This window comes from Psychrobacillus sp. FSL H8-0510 (genome assembly GCF_038008345.1).
GTDB classification, from domain to species: Bacteria; Bacillota; Bacilli; order Bacillales_A; family Planococcaceae; genus Psychrobacillus; species Psychrobacillus psychrotolerans.
The window spans coordinates 1,571,417-1,588,631 of sequence record NZ_JBBOYZ010000001.1 but is presented as its reverse complement, the minus strand read 5'-3'; the positions used below and the strand labels follow the sequence as shown (position 1 = coordinate 1,588,631).

Genomic DNA, 17,215 nt, shown 5'->3' with positions numbered 1-17,215 from the left:
TCTAAAGAAAAAGGTTGATAACTCGTTAATGATTACGAAGAATAGGTACAGGTTTGTGAAAGTGTTCGTTAGTTAGTTTAATAAGTAGAAATGGATTTTTGCAACTTCTTTTCGGTTGCATATGTATTAAGTAAAGAAATCGTAAGTTGTAGCATTTAATTGCAACGGAGCGTTGCGAACTTGAAATCATTGGTTTCTTTTGCCACAGAAAAAAATTTGATATGGTGGTGATATCAAATTTAGAAAGGAATGATAAAAATGAAAATTGGCAAATCGATTTTAGATTATCGTAAAAGAAATAATTTAAGCCAAGAACAATTGGCAAATAAAATTGGAATTACTAGACAGGCTATTTCAAAATGGGAACAAGAAAAAGGTGCCCCAGATATTGAAAATTTAATTTTATTAAGCGATGAAATGAATATTAGCTTAGACAATTTGATTAAAGGTAACAGTAATATAAAAAAGCAAATCGTGAATAATCAAAAAGCAGTAAAGTTTCATCTTTTAGTTATTTTATTTTTAATAGCTATTGTAATTTATATAGCGTATTTTGCTCTTTTACATGAAATTTTTATGATTGGATTCTTAGTTGCAACCCTCTTTATGCTAGGTATAGAACTTTATGTTTACATGAGGAATATTCGAATTAAAAAATAAGCTATGTTACTTTTTCTCTTGTTCATCTTGGGAAGGTAAAGAAAAAATTATTTTGAAACAGCCAAGAAATAACAGAAAAAGGTGAGCTTGAAAGTGTTTTTCCAAGCTCGCCTTTTTCTATACAAAATCTAGCATTAATTTTAACATAGCCTTATTTTTTTACTTATTGCGTTTAAGGTTAAAACCCTTACGATGTATAATAAAATATCTGCTATGATATAACTAATAATCCGAATTAGGAGGTATATAAATGACTACTGTAATTATTATTAGTATTTTTATTTTCTTAATAGTATTAGGTCTCACTATTTTCACTATTAATAAAGGGTACGCATTTAAGCATACAATTGATGATTTACCTGAAAAAGACGATAAAAAAACGCATAGCCATAATGGCTAATGCGTTTTTTCATTCATGCACAATTTAATTGTTTACTTTTACTTTATCTTTTTTAATTTGTTTACTTCTTAATTGACCACATGCAGCGTCGATATCACTACCTTGCTCCATACGAACACCACAATTAATCCCTTTGTTTTTCAATGTTTGGAAGAAAGCACTAATCGATTTTTCATCACTTCGTTGATATTGACCATGCTCATCTACTGGATTGTATGGGATTAAGTTCACATACGAAAGATGACGTTTGTTTTCTAGAAGTTTAGCAAGTTGAAGTGCCTCTTCTACATGGTCATTTACATCTTTGAGTAGTATATATTCAAAAGTAATACGACGATTTTTCTTCTCTAAATAATAATCTACAGCTGCCATTACTTTTTCAATAGGGAATGCCTTATTGATAACCATAATTCTCGAGCGAAGCTCATCATTAGGAGCATGCAATGAAACTGCAAGATTTACTTGAAGATCCTCTTCCGCAAAATCCATAATTTTCTTAGCAAGACCACTTGTTGATACTGTAATATGACGAGCACCAATAGCAAGTCCTTTTTGATCATTTACAGTACGTAGGAAGTTCATCAAGTTTTTATAGTTATCAAACGGCTCCCCGATACCCATAACAACGATATGGCTGACACGTTCTTCCTTTTGAATTTGGTCCAAATGGAATTGCACCTTCATGATTTGTTCCACAATTTCTCCTGCGTCAAGGTCACGGCTCTTTTTAAGTAATCCACTTGCACAGAAACTACATCCAATATTACACCCTACCTGCGTCGTCACACACACTGAAAGACCATATTTAAAGCGCATTAGTACAGTTTCGATTAAATTACCATCTTGCATTTCAAATAAGAATTTAATGGTGCCATCTGCAGATTCTTGCTTAACACTTTCCTTTAACGTCTGTATAACAAAATTTTCTTCCAAAATCTGAAGACATTCCTTGTTTACATTGGTCATTTCTGCAAAGCTTTGTACACGTTTAATGTACAACCAGTCCCAAACTTGCTCTGCGCGGAATTTTTTTTGGCCTTGACCCATTAGCCATTCGATTAACTGATCTCTTGTTAGACCATATATAGATTTTTTCATTATAAGCCCTCATTTCATGCGTATACAATTTGCCTATTATACTATAGTTATTTACCCAAGACAACTTATTATACTGGAAAAAAGGTTAAAAAGATATAATTATGCTTGTGTCATATCTATTTCTACTTCATTTTCTCTAATCCAATCACTGTAGCTACCAACATATAGCTGAACATTTTCATAGCCCGCCTCTTTCAGACAACCATACAAAGGCGCAGCTGTAACGCCACTACCACAATAAGCTATCACAGGTTTGTCAATTGGAGCTAATTGACTTAACTTTTCCTTTAATTCTTTCTGCTCTATGAATTTCCCGTTTTTCTTCAGTTGCTCCCAGTCAAAGTTTATAGCTGATGGGATATGCCCAGCAATTGAATCGATTGGTTCACTTTCACCTTTATAGCGTACATTTGATCTTGCATCTATTAATTGACCCTCTTTTTCCTGCGCTACAACTTTCCTTACTTCAGCCATTGTCAGTAACTTATCGTTGTTCCATTCAGGGATTGTTGAAGTATGTGGTAGGACAGACTCCATGTTAGAAACTGGTAACTTGCCCTTCAACTCTTCGTAGCCGGAACGGGATACATATATATGTTTAAATCCTGCCCACTCCAATAAGAAATAGGCACGTAACGCAAAAGGAGTGGCTCCTTGATCATAAATTACAATATAATCATCTAATTTTAAACCAGCTTGCTGAACCAGTCTTGTCATTTTTTCCTTCGAAATCATTGGATGACGACCATCTTGACTGCCCATATCTGATAAATCTTCTTCCAAATCCCAATATACTGCACCTTCTATATGTCCCTTGTTATACATTTGACGACCCGCACTTTTTTCACCAAGATCAAAGCGAGTATCGATAAAACGGGGATTATTCTCTAAAATCTCTCCTAATTCAATAAATACTTTTGCCATCTAAGCCCTCCTTTATAGTCGCGCATATACTGATTTCCACAAATGAAGTGTTTGTTCCTGCTCTAATAATTTTCGTTCCGCATCAATTTGCGTAATCGATTCTTGTAGTAACTTCAAACGTAGAGCCTCCGATTCAATATCCGAGTATTGTTCTATCCACTTTCCTAAACGTTCTTTTTCATTTGATAGGTATTGATCTGCCTCCACTTTGGTTTCATCAGATAAAGTATCACGTAATTTTTCTTTTTCATTATTCTCAAAAAAGCTCTTGGAATTTTTAAAATAGGATTTTACATGCTCATATTTAGTAATGCTTTCAAATGGTCCTACAAAATCTAGTAATTCTCTCTCGGTAACTTCATGTGGACTAAATGTAAAGCTTGTATTCAAATCTTTTAGTACGCGTACTTCTTCTTTTTCTAATTGCAGGATTTGTTGCTGAATATATTGCAATATACGGAAATTGGAGACCCGCATTTCTTGTTCGATATCAAAACGTATCATTTTAAGAATATCCTTTAAAGCAATGTCCAATGCAATTGATGCGGAGTTATTTGCAAATAATGATGGATTATATGCCTCTTTAAAGAACTCATTGAAACGATAATATACACGTTGTAATACGTAATAGAGTAGTGTATCTAACTCCTGGTTAGCATCTTTTGCAATCTGTGTGTATTTAGAATTTGTATAGCGTTTACGAATATTTTGTTCTTGATTTCGAAGCTCGACTAGACGTTGGTCTTTTCGGGCCAGATTTACTTCCGTCTGTTCTATTAAGCCAAGTAGTTTCGATTGTTGACGAGTTGCTTCTTCTTCAAGAGCAGATATAGAGATTTGCTTCAGATCCTTTTCAAGAAAATGATGAAAAGATTCTTCAAACTGTTGCATTCCTTCATGCAATGATAATCCATCGAGTTTCTCTTTTAACCCTTGTAAACTAGATACCCCGTACACTCTTGGGAAACGAATACCAAAACGTTGTAGTTCATCCTGGACGTATTGTTTTACTAAATTGGCCTCCTCTTCTGAATCTGCCAAATCGATAGCATTAACAACAAAGAACATTTTATCCAACTCGAAGGCATCTTTTACTCTTCCCAGCTGTATTAAAAACTCACGGTCTGCTTTTGAAAATGCATGGTTGAAATAAGTAACAAACAATACAGCATCGGCGTTACGAATATAGTCAAAAGCTACTCCGGTATGTCTCGCATTAATCGAATCTGCTCCAGGTGTATCTACTAATGTCACACCTAGTCTCGTTAATTCACAATCATAATAGAAATCAATAAAATCTACAAAACAGCTTTTCGATTCATCCGCTACAAATTGGCCAAATTCATCTCCAGAAACATGCAGAACATTTCCAAATTGTCCTTTAAATGTTGGATACCCTTTATAAAATGCAGTAACGAATGATTTGTGTACCTCTTCAGCTACCTTCTCTTGCATAACCGTACTAGCTTTTTCAAAAGCTTCCTCTAATGTATGGACAGTTATTCCAAGCTGCTCATAAGCATAACTCACATCTTCTAAAATTTGCCCCTCTGATTTCAACACTACATCAGCAGTATTATGTAAATGATTTTCAGACACAGGATGAATTTTGTTAATAGCTGCGGTTGTAGGGTTTGGTGAAACCGGCAACACATTTGCCCCCATTAAAGCATTCGAAAAACTAGATTTCCCGGCACTAAATGCACCAAATAACGCGATAGTAAATTGTTGATTTTCCACTCGTAAAGCTTTTCTTTTTATCGTTGCAGCAGCTTCTTCAAAAGCAGGTAATTCTGCTAATACTTCACCAATTCTTTTCGCACGACTCACTACTGCCTCCGCGGAGAGAAGAACTTCTTCGTCCTTTACTTCTTCTTCCTTTGCTACATTTACAATAGGTTGCTCCGTAGTATGCGCTTGTTCTTCATAATCTGTAATAGAACCTTCAAATTGAAGTCGTTCTTGTTCCCAGCTTTTTAATAATTTATCTCTGTCTTTTCTTATTGGCAACGAAGGAGTAGTGACGTTTTTTTCAAATGTTTCTATTCGTGTATCTATTTCTTCCAATGATTGAATAGCTAGTCTCTTTTCATTGAGCTCCGCTGTTTTTGATAGTATTTGGTCCTCATCTTCCAACGGACTTTCTTCTATATAATGTATATTTTCTTCTTTCCATACATCTGTTTGGTTGATGTAGTAACGATTGACCGATTCTGTAACTCGATTGGCAAAATTTAGAATCGCATTACCAGTTGTACTTGCACCTTCGTGAAGAGAATTTTCAATCAAACTAGGAGAAATAGCAAACTGAATTTCATCAATTTGATGGATTTTATCTTCTGTTAATAAGGAAACATCTTTTAACATACGTTTCATTAACAATTTCATATGAGAAGTTATATTGGTAGAAATTATTTTTTCTAACATGCTAATAATTTCGTTAAGTCTTCTTTGTCTTTCTTCTTCAGTTTTCTTTTTACTACCCAAAAACCCAACTTTAAAAGTAGGTTGCTTACTTTCTGCATAAGACTTTAAAGCTTCACGCATTTCAAACGTCATTATAGAAGCATTTTCAAGTATGTTTTTTCGAAGTTCTTCAAATGTTTTTCTCCAAAGCGTAACATCTTGAAGTTTTACTTGCGTTTGAGCTAGTTCCAATTGTTCTTTGATATCCTCTTTATTATTCCAATCTTCTTCACTTAGCTGACTTTCAAAGGCTTCAAAACAAGTAGCTTTTTCATCCTCTAAAAAATGTAAATGCTCATCTTTTAACTTTTCTAGCGTTGCCTGGGCCAGTGTAAGATAGTAATCCTCTTTATTTTCAATAGAACTAGTAACGATTTGTTGAACTTGCGGAAAATCATTATGTATGAAATCTTTATTTTTTAGGCTTGTATAAAATATTCCTTTTGGATCAACCGACCACGATTTAAATGCATCTGTAACAGATTGCTTATAAGCTGCAAATGGTAGTTCTTCTTCTCTGTGCTTATCTACCTGATTTACGATTAAATATACATTCTCATTATAATGAAGTAATTGCTTTGTAAATTGAAAGTTTAACTCAGACTGAACATGATTGTAATCCATCACATAGAAAACAATATCTGCCAAATGAAGGGCAGATTCGGTGGAAACGCGATGTGCATCATCAGTCGAGTCAACTCCAGGAGTATCCATTATAGTAATTCCTTCGGGAAGATTAGACCCAGCATGTCCTATTTCAATTTGAGATACTTTACTTCCGTCTTTTGAATATTTTTTTACTAATTGAATATCATACTCCCCTGAAAATCTAACAGGTGGTTGATCCACAAAGTGAACAAGAGCATAATTTTCTGCTGTATTTTGAACCGTCACAATATTTGCGGAGGTTGGAATCGGGCTAGTTGGCAGTATTTGCTCATCAACTAAGGCATTAATCATACTAGATTTCCCTGCAGAAAAGTGACCTGCAAAAGCGATAGTAAATGTGCCTTTTTCTAATTTTCCTGCAAATAATTTAGACTTACGATAGCGTTCATCATCATTATTCTGTTGGAAAATCGTTGCAAGTAAAGCATTTTGTTCTTTTATCATTTGTAATTCATTTGAGTTCTGCATATAAAAAGTTAATCTCCTTCATAATTCGACAATGTACATCTATCATAGCAAAGTTTTAAAGCCTAAAACAATATTCTTTCACTCTTTTAGTTAATAAGAAAAACCGAGCAAAAAGATGTCCGGTCCTTAAGGAACTGAAACGTAGATATGCCGGCAATTTCCGCTCCGAGTGGTCGCTTTCCATGGGCACGGCTTCCTGCCCTTTCTTAAATTCAGAACTCGGACTACTTGAAAGAATGAAGACCACTGCTGATTTCCGCTTCAGGCGGACGCTTTCCGCAGGCTTGGCTTCACCCTCCTCGTTCGCTATGCTCCTGCGGGGTCTTCAGCTCAAGCTATCCTGCTTGAGTCGCCGCCTTGCGCTCCGATCAAAATAGGGAGTAGTACTCAATCATAAGATTTCGCGTAGCCTCTCGCTTAAATGATAAGAGTGGTCAAAGTTAAAAGGATAAAATCGTACAGTGTTCATCGTAAATTTTTAAATACTTTCCTAATCTTTTAAAAATGACTCTACTTGTTTTCACAAATAAAGTCATTTCGTCTTTGTTTCATATTGTTTTCGCTTTAGGAGCTATAGATTTTAAAATATATGCCGTTACCCCACCATAAACTAAAATAGCTGATCCAATGAAAATAGCTAACAAAAAAATCGCCCTCTCAACTGAATTTGATATTCATTCTCATTGACATAATACCATAGTATATTTTAAATTTCTACAATACCTATTCTTTTTTCCTATATAACATGTTAAAATTGATACATCTATACTAGTCGGAGGGTTAAAATGAGTACTTCTAAACATATTCAAACAATTTTAAATGGAACAATCCAATCCTTGAAATCAGTTATACCAATTTCAATGGATATAAAGTCACCTTCCCTGATGGTTCAACCATTTGTGCAAAAGGAAATGGGCGTACTTATCGGAATCATCGGTGATATTAAAGGGCGTATTATTATTGACTCTGCGGCTGAATCCTTTTCTGCAATTGGAGCTACTATGTTCGGAATGCCATTAGAAGGTGAAATGCTCGAATCATTTACAGGTGAACTCGGGAATATGATAGCAGGTAATTTATGTACCTCCGTTGCTGCAAGTGGAGTTGAAATTGATATTACTCCACCTACTGTTATTGTTGGTACTAGCAGGTTATATGGTTTCCAACATGCTTTTAGACTGCCTGTAGAAATTGAAAATATAGGTGAAATGACCATAATCTTAACGATAGATGAATAGAAAACGAGCCTCCTTTTAATAGGAAGGTTCTTTTTTTTTTGCTTAAAATCATTACAGGAAGGTAATTGTGTTCCAAAAATACCAGATTTCACATATATTTCACAGTTAATAACCGTATGTGTGATTTTTATCACATCATCTCACGACTATTATATTTATGATGAGACTATAGAGTTTAGTAGAAGGAGGTGTAAGTAAATGTCGAAAAAGAAAGAAAAAGACTCTGATTTAAAAGGGACACTTTATTCCGTAGGTTTCGTTGGCGCATTTATATTAGTTACTTGGTTCTTGGCATTTTACTTATTCATAGACAGATTTTGAATTTAAATTGGAGGTTTAAGACTTATGCATATTCATAAGTATGAAAAGTGGTGGCTAACATTTGGGATTAGCTCATTGGTATTATTTTTAACTATCGTCGGTTTTAGTGCATTTCATTATGGCTCCCATCCCCCTTCCGGGAAAATTTATATCGACCCTGAGCGAGTTGATGAGATAGCTCCTTTTAATAAACCAGGAGTTCATAAAGTAGAAGGTGAAGAGTGGGATTATGAAGTAGTTCTTGTAGCATCTGCGTTCTATTATAATCCACCAGAAATAGAAGTACCTATAGGTTCGACCATAAAGTTCATAGCAACTACTAAAGATGTAGTTCATGGATTTCAAGTTGCTGGAACTAATATTAATATGATTCTAGAGCCAGGTTATGTTTCGGAATATGTAACAACAGTAGACAAACCTGGTGAATTTTTAATCTTATGTAATGAATATTGTGGCGTGGGACATACCACAATGACGTCCATGTTAAAGGTGGTAGAGTAAAATGACAACTATTAAAGAAAAAGCACAAGACTTAGTAAGAGTTGATCGACGCGATGGGAAACTGGCACTAGCTCATATATATGTAGCATTTATCGCTTTATTCATCGGGGGGCTTTGTGGATTATTACAAGTCCTTGTCCGTTCAGGTCAATTTACACTCCCTTGGGGGATTGGCTATTATCAAGTATTAACTATTCATGGGGTTTTATTAGGACTTATCTTAACAACTTATTTTATATTAGGTTTTCAAATTGCTGCAATTAGTAAAACATCCGGTACGTTATCAGACAAACAACGATTAGTCGGGTGGATTGGTTTCTGGGTAATGACTGCAGGTACAGTTGCTGCTTCCATAATGGTATTACTCAATGAAGCTTCTGTATTGTATACTTTTTACGCACCACTTCAAGCACATTGGATTTTCTACGTAGGTATGGCACTAGTTGTAGTTGGGTCATGGATAGTAGCTATTGCACAGATTATGAAATATGTGGAATGGCGTAAAGCAAATCCAGGGCAACCTAGCCCACTCTTATCATTTATGGTAATTGTCAATTTGGCGATGTGGATTATCTGTTCTTTAGGAGTAGCTGTAGAAGTAGTATTCCAACTAATTCCTTGGTCATTAGGATGGGTGGATAAGGTTGATGTATTGCTTTCTCGTACATTATTCTGGTATTTCGGTCATCCATTAGTGTACTTCTGGTTGTTACCTGCCTATATGGTTTGGTATGTTGTTATTCCTAAGATCATTGGAGGGAAAATATTCTCTGATGCATTAGCAAGGCTTTCCTTTATGTTATTTTTACTCTTCTCCATTCCTGTTGGTTTTCATCATCAATTGACAGAACCCGGGATTGATTCGTTCTGGAAGTTCTTACAAGTAGTATTAACAATGATGGTTGTTATCCCTTCATTGTTAACGGCTTTCTCTATGTTTGCTACTTTTGAGTTACGAGGAAGACAACTGGGTGGTCGTGGATTATTCGGTTGGTTCAAAAAACTACCATGGAATGATGCTAGGTTTACAGTTCCATTTATCGGTATGGCTGCATTTATCCCTGCTGGTGCTGGCGGTATTATTAATGCTTCTCATCAGATGAATGCATTAATACACAACACTATTTGGGTAACTGGACATTTCCATTTAACACTGGCAACGACAGTTGTACTGACTTTCTTTGGAGCCGCTTATTGGTTAATACCTCATCTTACGGGTAGAGTATTGACGAAACAAATGAACAAGTTAGCAATTATTCAGGCTATTGTTTGGGCATTTGGAATGTCGATCATGTCAGGTGCAATGCATGTTGTAGGATTAATGGGTGCGCCTCGTCGTTCGGATTTCTCCACTTATGGTGGTGCACAACAAGCAACTGAATGGATACCTTATCAAATAGCACAAGCAGTTGGAGGAACAATTCTTTTCATCGGGATCATATTAGTACTTTATATTGTTGCAAATTTATTATGGTTTGCTCCTAAGGGTGAAACAGAATTCCCTGTTGGTGAAGTTTCAGAGAACGCGGAAAAGACTCCAATGTGGTTGGAAAATTGGAAGATTTGGTTAACAATTTGTATTGCATTAATCCTATTTGCTTACACTGTTCCAGTCTTTGAGATGATTCAAAATGCTCCTCCAGGTTCAAAAGGTTATAAATTCTGGTAACAATAAAATATTAAAAAATGGTTAGTCGAGACTTATGTCCAGGCTAACCATTTTTCTATAGTCCACTAGGAACAGAGAAGCACCCGTTCAATTAAATTCAATAAAAATAATAAATACCAAAAACAATTCCCTTTATAAGAAAAACCGGGTAAAAAACATCCAGTCTTCTAATAATAGGAACGTAGAAATGCCGTTGATATCGGCTCCGGGCGACGCTTTCCATGGGCACGGCTTCAGCCGCTCACCCCGCGGTGGCCAACAGGATGTTGGTCACGAAAGCGTTGCCACACGATGTGGCGCTCATAGCATTTGAACCCCACCTGAAACGGAAATCAGTAATTCTTAAAAGTTCTGTAAACCCAGTGTTTATACTGCATATTATATACTTTCTTAATTTTTTAAAAAGACCCAAGCAACATTCGTCGCTTGGGTCACCTATTATTTAAAGTTTATAGATTTTTGTATACTTTTCTTCTAAATAATCAGCAAGGTATTTACCGTTAAGACCTTCACCTGTTGCTGCTTTCAGAATATCTAAAGGTTTTTTAAGAGCACCATACTGATGCACGTTTTGTGTAAGCCATTCCTTGATAGGTGCTAAATTGCCTTGTTCTAACAAACTATCAAACTGTGGAATATCCTTTAGCATCGCCGCTTTGAATTGAGATGCATATATATAACCAAGAGCATAGGACGGGAAGTAACCGAAACTAGCCCCAGCCCAATGGACATCCTGCAAAATTCCTTCTGCGTTAGTAGATGGACTAACACCCAAATATTCTTCGTACTTAGAATTCCAAATTTCAGGGAGATCTTCTACTTTTAAATCACCGTTAAACAATCCTTTTTCAATCTCATAGCGAATCATAATATGAAGAGCATATGTCAGCTCATCCGCCTCGATCCGGATTAAAGAAGGTTTTACTTCATTGATTGCTCGAAGAAAGTCTTCCACAGGAACTTCCCCAAATTGTTCAGGTGAATAGCTTTGTAGCTTTTCATAATTTTGTTCCCAGAACTTTGGATTACGTCCTACAAAATTCTCATAAAACAGGGATTGGGATTCATGAATACCCATGGAAGCCCCACCCGCTAAAGGTGTACCTGTTAACTCTTCTGCAACATTCTGCTCGTATATCGCGTGACCACATTCATGAATAGTACCAAATATTGCCGAACGGAAATCGAACTCATCATACTTAGTCGTGATGCGCACGTCACCTCTATTTAAACCAGTAGCAAATGGATGCACTGTTTCATCTAATCTTCCCGCATCAAAATCATATCCAAGCTGTTTTAGTATATCTAAACTAAAGGACTGTTGTTTTTGTTTATCAAAAGATTGGAACAAGAAATCTGTTTTTGGCTGGTTTGGAGATTCTGAAATGCGTTTTAATAACGACACAATTTTTTCTCTTAGTTCATTAAAAACTTGATCTAAAATTTCAGTCGTCATGCCAGGCTCATACTGGTCCAACAATACATTATAAGGATTGTTATCTGTAACTCCCCAATACTCTACAAAGTTCTTTAGCGTAGCAACCATTTCAGTTAAATATGGTTGGAACATAGACCAATCATTGTTGTTTTTTGCTTCTTCCCAAACAGATTCTGATTTAGATTGAAGAATAACAAATTTCTTGTATTCATCTGCTGGAATTTTCTTGCTGAGATTGTATTCCTTTTTTACTTCTTCAAACACACGTTTACTTACTTCGTGTACAGAATCCAGCTCAAGTTCCATCTGGTCTAGTAATTCTTTAAGATCGTCTGAAGTCGATAAATTAAATACATCCGTTGCAAGTACTCCTACAACTTCAGATCTCTGATCAATACCTTTTTTCGGAGCACCAGTACGCATATCCCAATAAAGCACCCCTAATGCTTCTTGATAAGCACCAATTTTCTTTACATAATCTAAAAAATTTTGTTCTACAGACATTTCTATTCCCCCTTGATTCATTTCGAAATTGGTGTAGGTAATACCCCTGTAAATCTACTTTCTTGTAATGCTTCTTCTTCATTTAACAATAAATGAATTTCCCCGTAATCACTAGATGTACGGATCAAACGCCCAATACCTTGTTGTAATCTTAAAAGCATAAATGGCAATTCTACTTCCTCAAATGGATTGTTAGAGAAAGAACGTTTTGCATCAAATAGTGGATCTACAGGTGGAAATGGTAGATCGTAAATAATAACTCTCGTTAAGGCTTCTAAAGGTAAATCTAACCCTTCCCAAAGATGATAGGAACATAAAGTGGAGTATTCTCCATTTTGGAATTCTTTTACAATGGTTGAAAGCTCCCGATCTCCTTCAAAGACGATATCGCTTCTATCACCTATAGTAGCTCGGAAAGAAGCCATTGCTGCTTTGGATTTAAACAAAATAAGGGTTTGCATTGGGTTATTTAATAGTTTCTCCACATGATAAGGCTTCTCTTGCTGTTCCATTTCCTCCGTGTATATCTTCATCACTTCGTCATAATCAAATGGAGATGCCACAGAGAACGATTGGAATTTTTCGATTCCTAAAGAATCTGCAATATACGTAAAGTCCTTTTCTATAGATAATGTAGCAGAAGAAAAGACAATAGGAATTTTAGAAGTAAATAGCTTCTCATTTAAAATGTCCGTAACTAGTCTCGGCATAATGATTAACGTTTCATAACCATCAATGATTTCTAACCATTCAATTCCGTCCCCTTTTTCGGTGAATAACCGAAGAGAGAATGTATATTGCTCTAAAAATTCTTCTACCATACGCAGTTCGTATTCAGGAATCGTATATAACTCAGACTCGAACACAAATTCTTCTAACAAGCTATCAGTTACTCGAATTGCCTGTTTACACAATTCCATTAACTCGAAAGATTTATCAACTTTCATCCGGTCCGTTTCTTCCATGTTACTACCAATACGTAACAAACCAAATATCTTATCGTGTAATTCTTGGAGAACTTCCATTAAGTTCAATGTTTTTTCTCGCACACCGTCAACCATTACTTTTTCCAGTAATCGAATAAGTGTTTCACTTTGAATTTCGTACGTTAAAGCTTTTTGAGCAGCGAATTCAAGTAAATGCCCTTCATCTAATACGGCCATTGATACCTCGGGTAATAATGGCATTTGACCTTCACGTATACGAGATTCTTTTGTCCAAATATGCTCCATTAAAAATTCATGTGAGCAAATGATTAAGTCTGTAGACTCACGATAATGCTGTCGATGAATTGTTTGTCCACAACGATTTCGCAAATCACAAACCATACATTGCTGAGTTGGATGATAATTAACTTTCTGCCAATCCTCATCGCTTACTCCAGCAAACTGACTGCGCTCTCCATATGGATAAATTTTTTGCATAGATGAATGTGCATATACAAAGTCCGGAACTTGATCTTCAATTTCTTCTAAGAAATATTCATTATCATCATCTTTTTGTGCTTCTTCTAATCGTTTCAAACATAAATATTGATCACGTGATTTTGCTAATCGCACATCAATTTTTATATCTAAATAGTTTTGAAGTTTAAAAATATCTCCAGCTTCTTTTACAAGTTGTTCAATTAGTGTTTCATCTGCGCATGCGATTAAAGCCGGTTTTCCAGAATAACGAGCATACGCAATAGCCGGAAGCAAATAAGCAATGGTTTTACCAGTACCTACTCCCGCTTCAGCAAATAGCACATTTCTTTCTTTTAACGTTTTTTCAATTTGATATGCCATGAAAATCTGTTCGTCGCGACACTCAAAACCTTTTTCGGGTAATTCATCATATAATACATCACCCATCCAGTCTCCTAATGATTCGAAGAAAGAACGGTCTTTTGAAAGTTGGAATGGTAAAGCTTGCTTCATCTAAAAACTCCCTTAAATAATAATATAACAGCAAGGGGAACTAGTCCCCCTTACTGTTATGAACGTTTACCCCAGAACTGATAGTAGTCCGTTCGAATAAATCCATTAAATAATTTACGCTTCTTAGTTGCACGTCTACCGTATACATTCTCAAAGTTTTCCATAGACGATAACATATAGACAGACCAGGAAGGATACTGGCTCATTAAATACCCTAGTTCACCAATAACCTGCTCGATTTCTTCCACTTCACCAATACGTTCTCCGTAAGGTGGGTTACTAACTATTACTCCATCTGTCAAAGATGTAGTAAAATCCTTTGCATGCATTTGTTTGAATGTGATTATGTCACCAAATCCAGATTCAAATGCGTTTTGTTCCGCAATTTGAATCATTTTAGGATCAAGGTCTGAACCGAAAATTTGAAGTTCTTGATCATAATTGGCCAATGATTCTGCCTCATTACGTACTTCTTCCCAAACTGTTTTTGGCATCCATGGCCATGCTTCACTATGAAAATCGCGATTAAACCCTGGTGCAATATTTTGTCCAATCATCGCTGCTTCAATCGGAATAGTACCGGATCCACAAAAAGGATCTACAAATGGTCGGTTCGGATTCCATTTAGAAATTTTCACTAAAGCTGCGGCAAGTGTTTCCTTTAGTGGTGCTTCCCCTTGTCCATGGCGGTAACCACGTTTATGAAGACCTGCACCACTTGTATCTATTGTAATGGTGGCTATATCTTTTAATATACTTATTTCCAGTTTGAATGTTGCTCCAGATTCATCTAAAAAACCAGTTCTTTTATGTGCTAATTTTAAGCGTTCCACTACTGCTTTTTTTACTATTGCTTGACAGTCTGGTACGCTGAATAATGTTGATTTGACTGATTTTCCTTGAACCGGAAATGCTGCATCGACAGGTAAATACTTTTCCCATTGTACAGCTTTTGTGCCTTCAAACAGTTGATCGAAGGTTTTTACCGGAAACTGAGCAGCTACTATTTTAACTCTGTCTGCAACACGTAACCAAATATTTGCACGCGCAATTGCACGCTCGTCCCCTTCAAAATAAACCTTGCCATTTTCTGTTGTTGTTTCATATCCTAATGCTTTTACTTCATCTGCAACGATTGATTCTAATCCCATAGCTGACGTTGCTACTAATTTAAATGTTGTCATTATATATTCCTTTCCTGTCTATAAATTTCCCATAACTCGATAAAATCCATAAGCTCCTTTGCCGCTAATGGTTTACTATAATAATATCCTTGAATGATATCGCAGCCCATTTGCTGTAAAAGCTTTACTTGACCTATCGTTTCTACTCCCTCTGCTACAACTTTTATATGCAGCCGATGAGCCATTAATATGATTGTCTCTACAATAGCTTGCTTATCTTGTAAGTTAGTAATTTGTTGAATAAAACTTTTATCTATTTTCAAATAATTTAGTGGGAATCTATTCAAATAACTTAGAGATGAGTATCCAGTTCCAAAATCATCAATTGAAATTTTAAAACCCATTGCTTTTAGTTTAACAAGTTTATTTACTATATCGTCTGAATCCTTCATCACTGTACGTTCTGTAAGCTCTAATTCCAATAGGTGCGGACTACAATTATATTGCATTAGTATAGAATTTATACGTTCTATAAAATCATCCTGTTGAAAATGGACAGATGCGATATTAATGGACACCGGTAATATATGTATCTTCCCTTGAGATCTTGACTCCAGTATATCCAAACAAACTTTTTCTAATATTACCTCACTTAAAGGAATAATTAGACCAGTATCCTCCGCAATTGGTATAAATTCAGCGGGTGAGACAAAACCTAACTTAACATTGTTCCATCTTACTAAAGCTTCTACCCCAATTATATTTTGTTTAGCTAATCCGATTTTTGGTTGATAGTGAATGAAAAAGTCTTTATTTTGAATAGCTTTTCTGAGCTCTGCTTCTAGTACAATTATTCGTTTTGAGTCTTTCTTTAAATCATCAAAATAAAAAGCATATTGGTTTCTACCATTTTGTTTTGCAAAATACATTGCCTTGTCTGCTTTATTTATCAATTTCTCAATATCTTTACCATCTTGCGGAAAAATACTAATTCCTATACTTGCAGTGACATATACTTCTGTATCATTTATGAGAAATGGTTTGTTAAAGAGCTTTGTAATATCCTTAGCCAAGTTTGCAGCTTCTTTTTGATATTCTATGTTGGATCTAGAAAAGACAAATTCGTCTGCACCATAACGAGCAAAAATATCGGAAGAACCAGCTATCGAGTTTATTCTGTTAGTAACCTCTATTAATATTTGGTCACCTACTTCATTCCCCAAGGTGTCGTTTATCTGCTTAAACCGATCTAAATCAATAAATAATATAGCATGACTATGTATAGAATTATTTACTTTCTCAAATAATAATTCATTGAAAGCATTTCGATTCAGAATATTGGTTAATAAATCGGATTGAGTTAGTTCTTCAAGTTCTTTTTCCGTCTCTTTTTCTATAGAGATATCGGAAAAAACCCCGTAATAATTGGTGAGCTGCCCTACTTTATCAAATACGCTATATATAGAAAGAATTTCTGGATATATTTCTCCATTTTTTCGTCTATTCCAAATCTCGCCCCTCCATGATCCATTGGAGCGAATTTTAGACCACATTACTTTATAAAAATCGGCATCCTGTTTCCCGGATTGTAATATGTTTGGATATTTCCCGAGTATTTCAGATGACCGATAACCTGTAAGTGTCTCAAAAGCATTATTTACCATAGTAATTTGCATTTTTTCATTTGTAATCATAATACCTTCAGTTGTTGACTGAAGAATTTGTTCCAATAATTCAATTGAAAAGCTCTGTAAACGTTCGGGTGGTTGTTTTTTCATAATCTTTTACCTCCCCTATTACGTAATTCAGTAAAATT

The 17,215-nt window shown here is 35.4% G+C and carries 13 protein-coding genes; 6 read left to right on the top strand and 7 right to left on the bottom strand.

Annotated elements, in window-relative coordinates:
- The first annotated feature begins 249 nt into the window (after positions 1-249).
- Together MHI40_RS07745 and ytzI are read left to right on the top strand one after the other, a co-directional pair.
- The gene (locus MHI40_RS07745; protein WP_340762139.1) at positions 250-660 is read left to right on the top strand and encodes a helix-turn-helix domain-containing protein; all 411 of its coding nucleotides are present in this window, start codon (positions 250-252) and stop codon (positions 658-660) included.
- A 250-nt stretch (positions 661-910) separates the two neighbouring features.
- The gene (ytzI, locus tag MHI40_RS07740) at positions 911-1,060 is read left to right on the top strand and encodes a YtzI protein (RefSeq protein ID WP_094030739.1); all 150 of its coding nucleotides are present in this window, start codon (positions 911-913) and stop codon (positions 1,058-1,060) included.
- 24 nt (positions 1,061-1,084) lie between these two features.
- On the opposite strand, the gene rlmN is transcribed toward ytzI, so the two are convergent.
- The 3 genes from rlmN to MHI40_RS07725 all read right to left on the bottom strand — a co-directional run bounded on the left by rlmN (position 1,085) and on the right by MHI40_RS07725 (position 6,685).
- The gene (rlmN, locus tag MHI40_RS07735; RefSeq protein ID WP_340762138.1) at positions 1,085-2,158 is read right to left on the bottom strand and encodes a 23S rRNA (adenine(2503)-C(2))-methyltransferase RlmN; all 1,074 of its coding nucleotides are present in this window, start codon (positions 2,156-2,158) and stop codon (positions 1,085-1,087) included.
- A 99-nt stretch (positions 2,159-2,257) separates the two neighbouring features.
- Positions 2,258-3,082: a sulfurtransferase gene (locus MHI40_RS07730; protein WP_340762137.1), complete on the bottom strand. Its 825-nt coding sequence runs from the start codon at positions 3,080-3,082 to the stop codon at positions 2,258-2,260.
- Positions 3,083-3,094: 12 nt separating this feature from the next.
- Positions 3,095-6,685 carry a dynamin family protein gene (locus MHI40_RS07725; RefSeq protein ID WP_340762136.1) on the bottom strand — a complete coding sequence of 1,197 codons (3,591 nt, stop codon included), beginning with the start codon at positions 6,683-6,685 and terminating at the stop codon, positions 3,095-3,097.
- Between the two features lie 785 nt (positions 6,686-7,470).
- Between MHI40_RS07725 and MHI40_RS07720 the strand changes: the two genes are divergently transcribed.
- The 4 genes from MHI40_RS07720 to MHI40_RS07705 all read left to right on the top strand — a co-directional run bounded on the left by MHI40_RS07720 (position 7,471) and on the right by MHI40_RS07705 (position 10,414).
- A complete protein-coding gene (locus tag MHI40_RS07720) occupies positions 7,471-7,923 on the top strand; it encodes a chemotaxis protein CheX (protein WP_340762135.1) in 453 nt (150 codons plus the stop codon).
- A 198-nt stretch (positions 7,924-8,121) separates the two neighbouring features.
- Positions 8,122-8,244 (top strand): cytochrome c oxidase subunit 2A, encoded by a 123-nt coding sequence (locus MHI40_RS07715; RefSeq protein ID WP_093534585.1) that lies wholly within the window; start codon positions 8,122-8,124, stop codon positions 8,242-8,244.
- A 24-nt stretch (positions 8,245-8,268) separates the two neighbouring features.
- The gene (locus tag MHI40_RS07710; protein ID WP_093534587.1) at positions 8,269-8,745 is read left to right on the top strand and encodes a cytochrome B5; all 477 of its coding nucleotides are present in this window, start codon (positions 8,269-8,271) and stop codon (positions 8,743-8,745) included.
- A 1-nt stretch (position 8,746) separates the two neighbouring features.
- On the top strand, positions 8,747-10,414 hold the full coding sequence (locus MHI40_RS07705) for a b(o/a)3-type cytochrome-c oxidase subunit 1 (RefSeq protein WP_340762134.1): 1,668 nt from the start codon (positions 8,747-8,749) through the stop codon (positions 10,412-10,414).
- Between the two features lie 442 nt (positions 10,415-10,856).
- On the opposite strand, the gene MHI40_RS07700 is transcribed toward MHI40_RS07705, so the two are convergent.
- From MHI40_RS07700 to MHI40_RS07685, 4 genes are read right to left on the bottom strand one after another with little or no spacing between them, the layout of a single operon-like run.
- On the bottom strand, positions 10,857-12,356 hold the full coding sequence (locus tag MHI40_RS07700; protein WP_340762133.1) for a carboxypeptidase M32: 1,500 nt from the start codon (positions 12,354-12,356) through the stop codon (positions 10,857-10,859).
- Between the two features lie 17 nt (positions 12,357-12,373).
- Positions 12,374-14,275, bottom strand: a complete 1,902-nt coding sequence (locus MHI40_RS07695; RefSeq protein WP_093534596.1) for an ATP-dependent DNA helicase — start codon at positions 14,273-14,275, stop codon at positions 12,374-12,376.
- A gap of 56 nt (positions 14,276-14,331) precedes the next feature.
- On the bottom strand, positions 14,332-15,459 hold the full coding sequence (locus tag MHI40_RS07690) for a THUMP domain-containing class I SAM-dependent RNA methyltransferase (protein ID WP_093534598.1): 1,128 nt from the start codon (positions 15,457-15,459) through the stop codon (positions 14,332-14,334).
- A complete protein-coding gene (locus MHI40_RS07685) occupies positions 15,459-17,177 on the bottom strand; it encodes a putative bifunctional diguanylate cyclase/phosphodiesterase (RefSeq protein ID WP_340762132.1) in 1,719 nt (572 codons plus the stop codon). The genes MHI40_RS07690 and MHI40_RS07685 overlap by 1 nt, the downstream gene beginning before the upstream one ends.
- Positions 17,178-17,215 lie beyond the last annotated feature (38 nt).

Coding starts and splice junctions, on each gene's coding strand:
- MHI40_RS07700 (WP_340762133.1), bottom strand. CDS start 12,356: ATGTCTGTAGAACAAAATTTTTTAGATTATGTAAAGAAAATTGGTGCT.
- MHI40_RS07725 (WP_340762136.1), bottom strand. CDS start 6,685: ATGCAGAACTCAAATGAATTACAAATGATAAAAGAACAAAATGCTTTA.
- ytzI (WP_094030739.1), top strand. CDS start 911: ATGACTACTGTAATTATTATTAGTATTTTTATTTTCTTAATAGTATTA.
- rlmN (WP_340762138.1), bottom strand. CDS start 2,158: ATGAAAAAATCTATATATGGTCTAACAAGAGATCAGTTAATCGAATGG.
- MHI40_RS07745 (WP_340762139.1), top strand. CDS start 250: ATGATAAAAATGAAAATTGGCAAATCGATTTTAGATTATCGTAAAAGA.
- MHI40_RS07690 (WP_093534598.1), bottom strand. CDS start 15,459: ATGACAACATTTAAATTAGTAGCAACGTCAGCTATGGGATTAGAATCA.
- MHI40_RS07685 (WP_340762132.1), bottom strand. CDS start 17,177: ATGAAAAAACAACCACCCGAACGTTTACAGAGCTTTTCAATTGAATTA.
- MHI40_RS07705 (WP_340762134.1), top strand. CDS start 8,747: ATGACAACTATTAAAGAAAAAGCACAAGACTTAGTAAGAGTTGATCGA.
- MHI40_RS07715 (WP_093534585.1), top strand. CDS start 8,122: ATGTCGAAAAAGAAAGAAAAAGACTCTGATTTAAAAGGGACACTTTAT.
- MHI40_RS07710 (WP_093534587.1), top strand. CDS start 8,269: ATGCATATTCATAAGTATGAAAAGTGGTGGCTAACATTTGGGATTAGC.
- MHI40_RS07730 (WP_340762137.1), bottom strand. CDS start 3,082: ATGGCAAAAGTATTTATTGAATTAGGAGAGATTTTAGAGAATAATCCC.
- MHI40_RS07720 (WP_340762135.1), top strand. CDS start 7,471: ATGAGTACTTCTAAACATATTCAAACAATTTTAAATGGAACAATCCAA.
- MHI40_RS07695 (WP_093534596.1), bottom strand. CDS start 14,275: ATGAAGCAAGCTTTACCATTCCAACTTTCAAAAGACCGTTCTTTCTTC.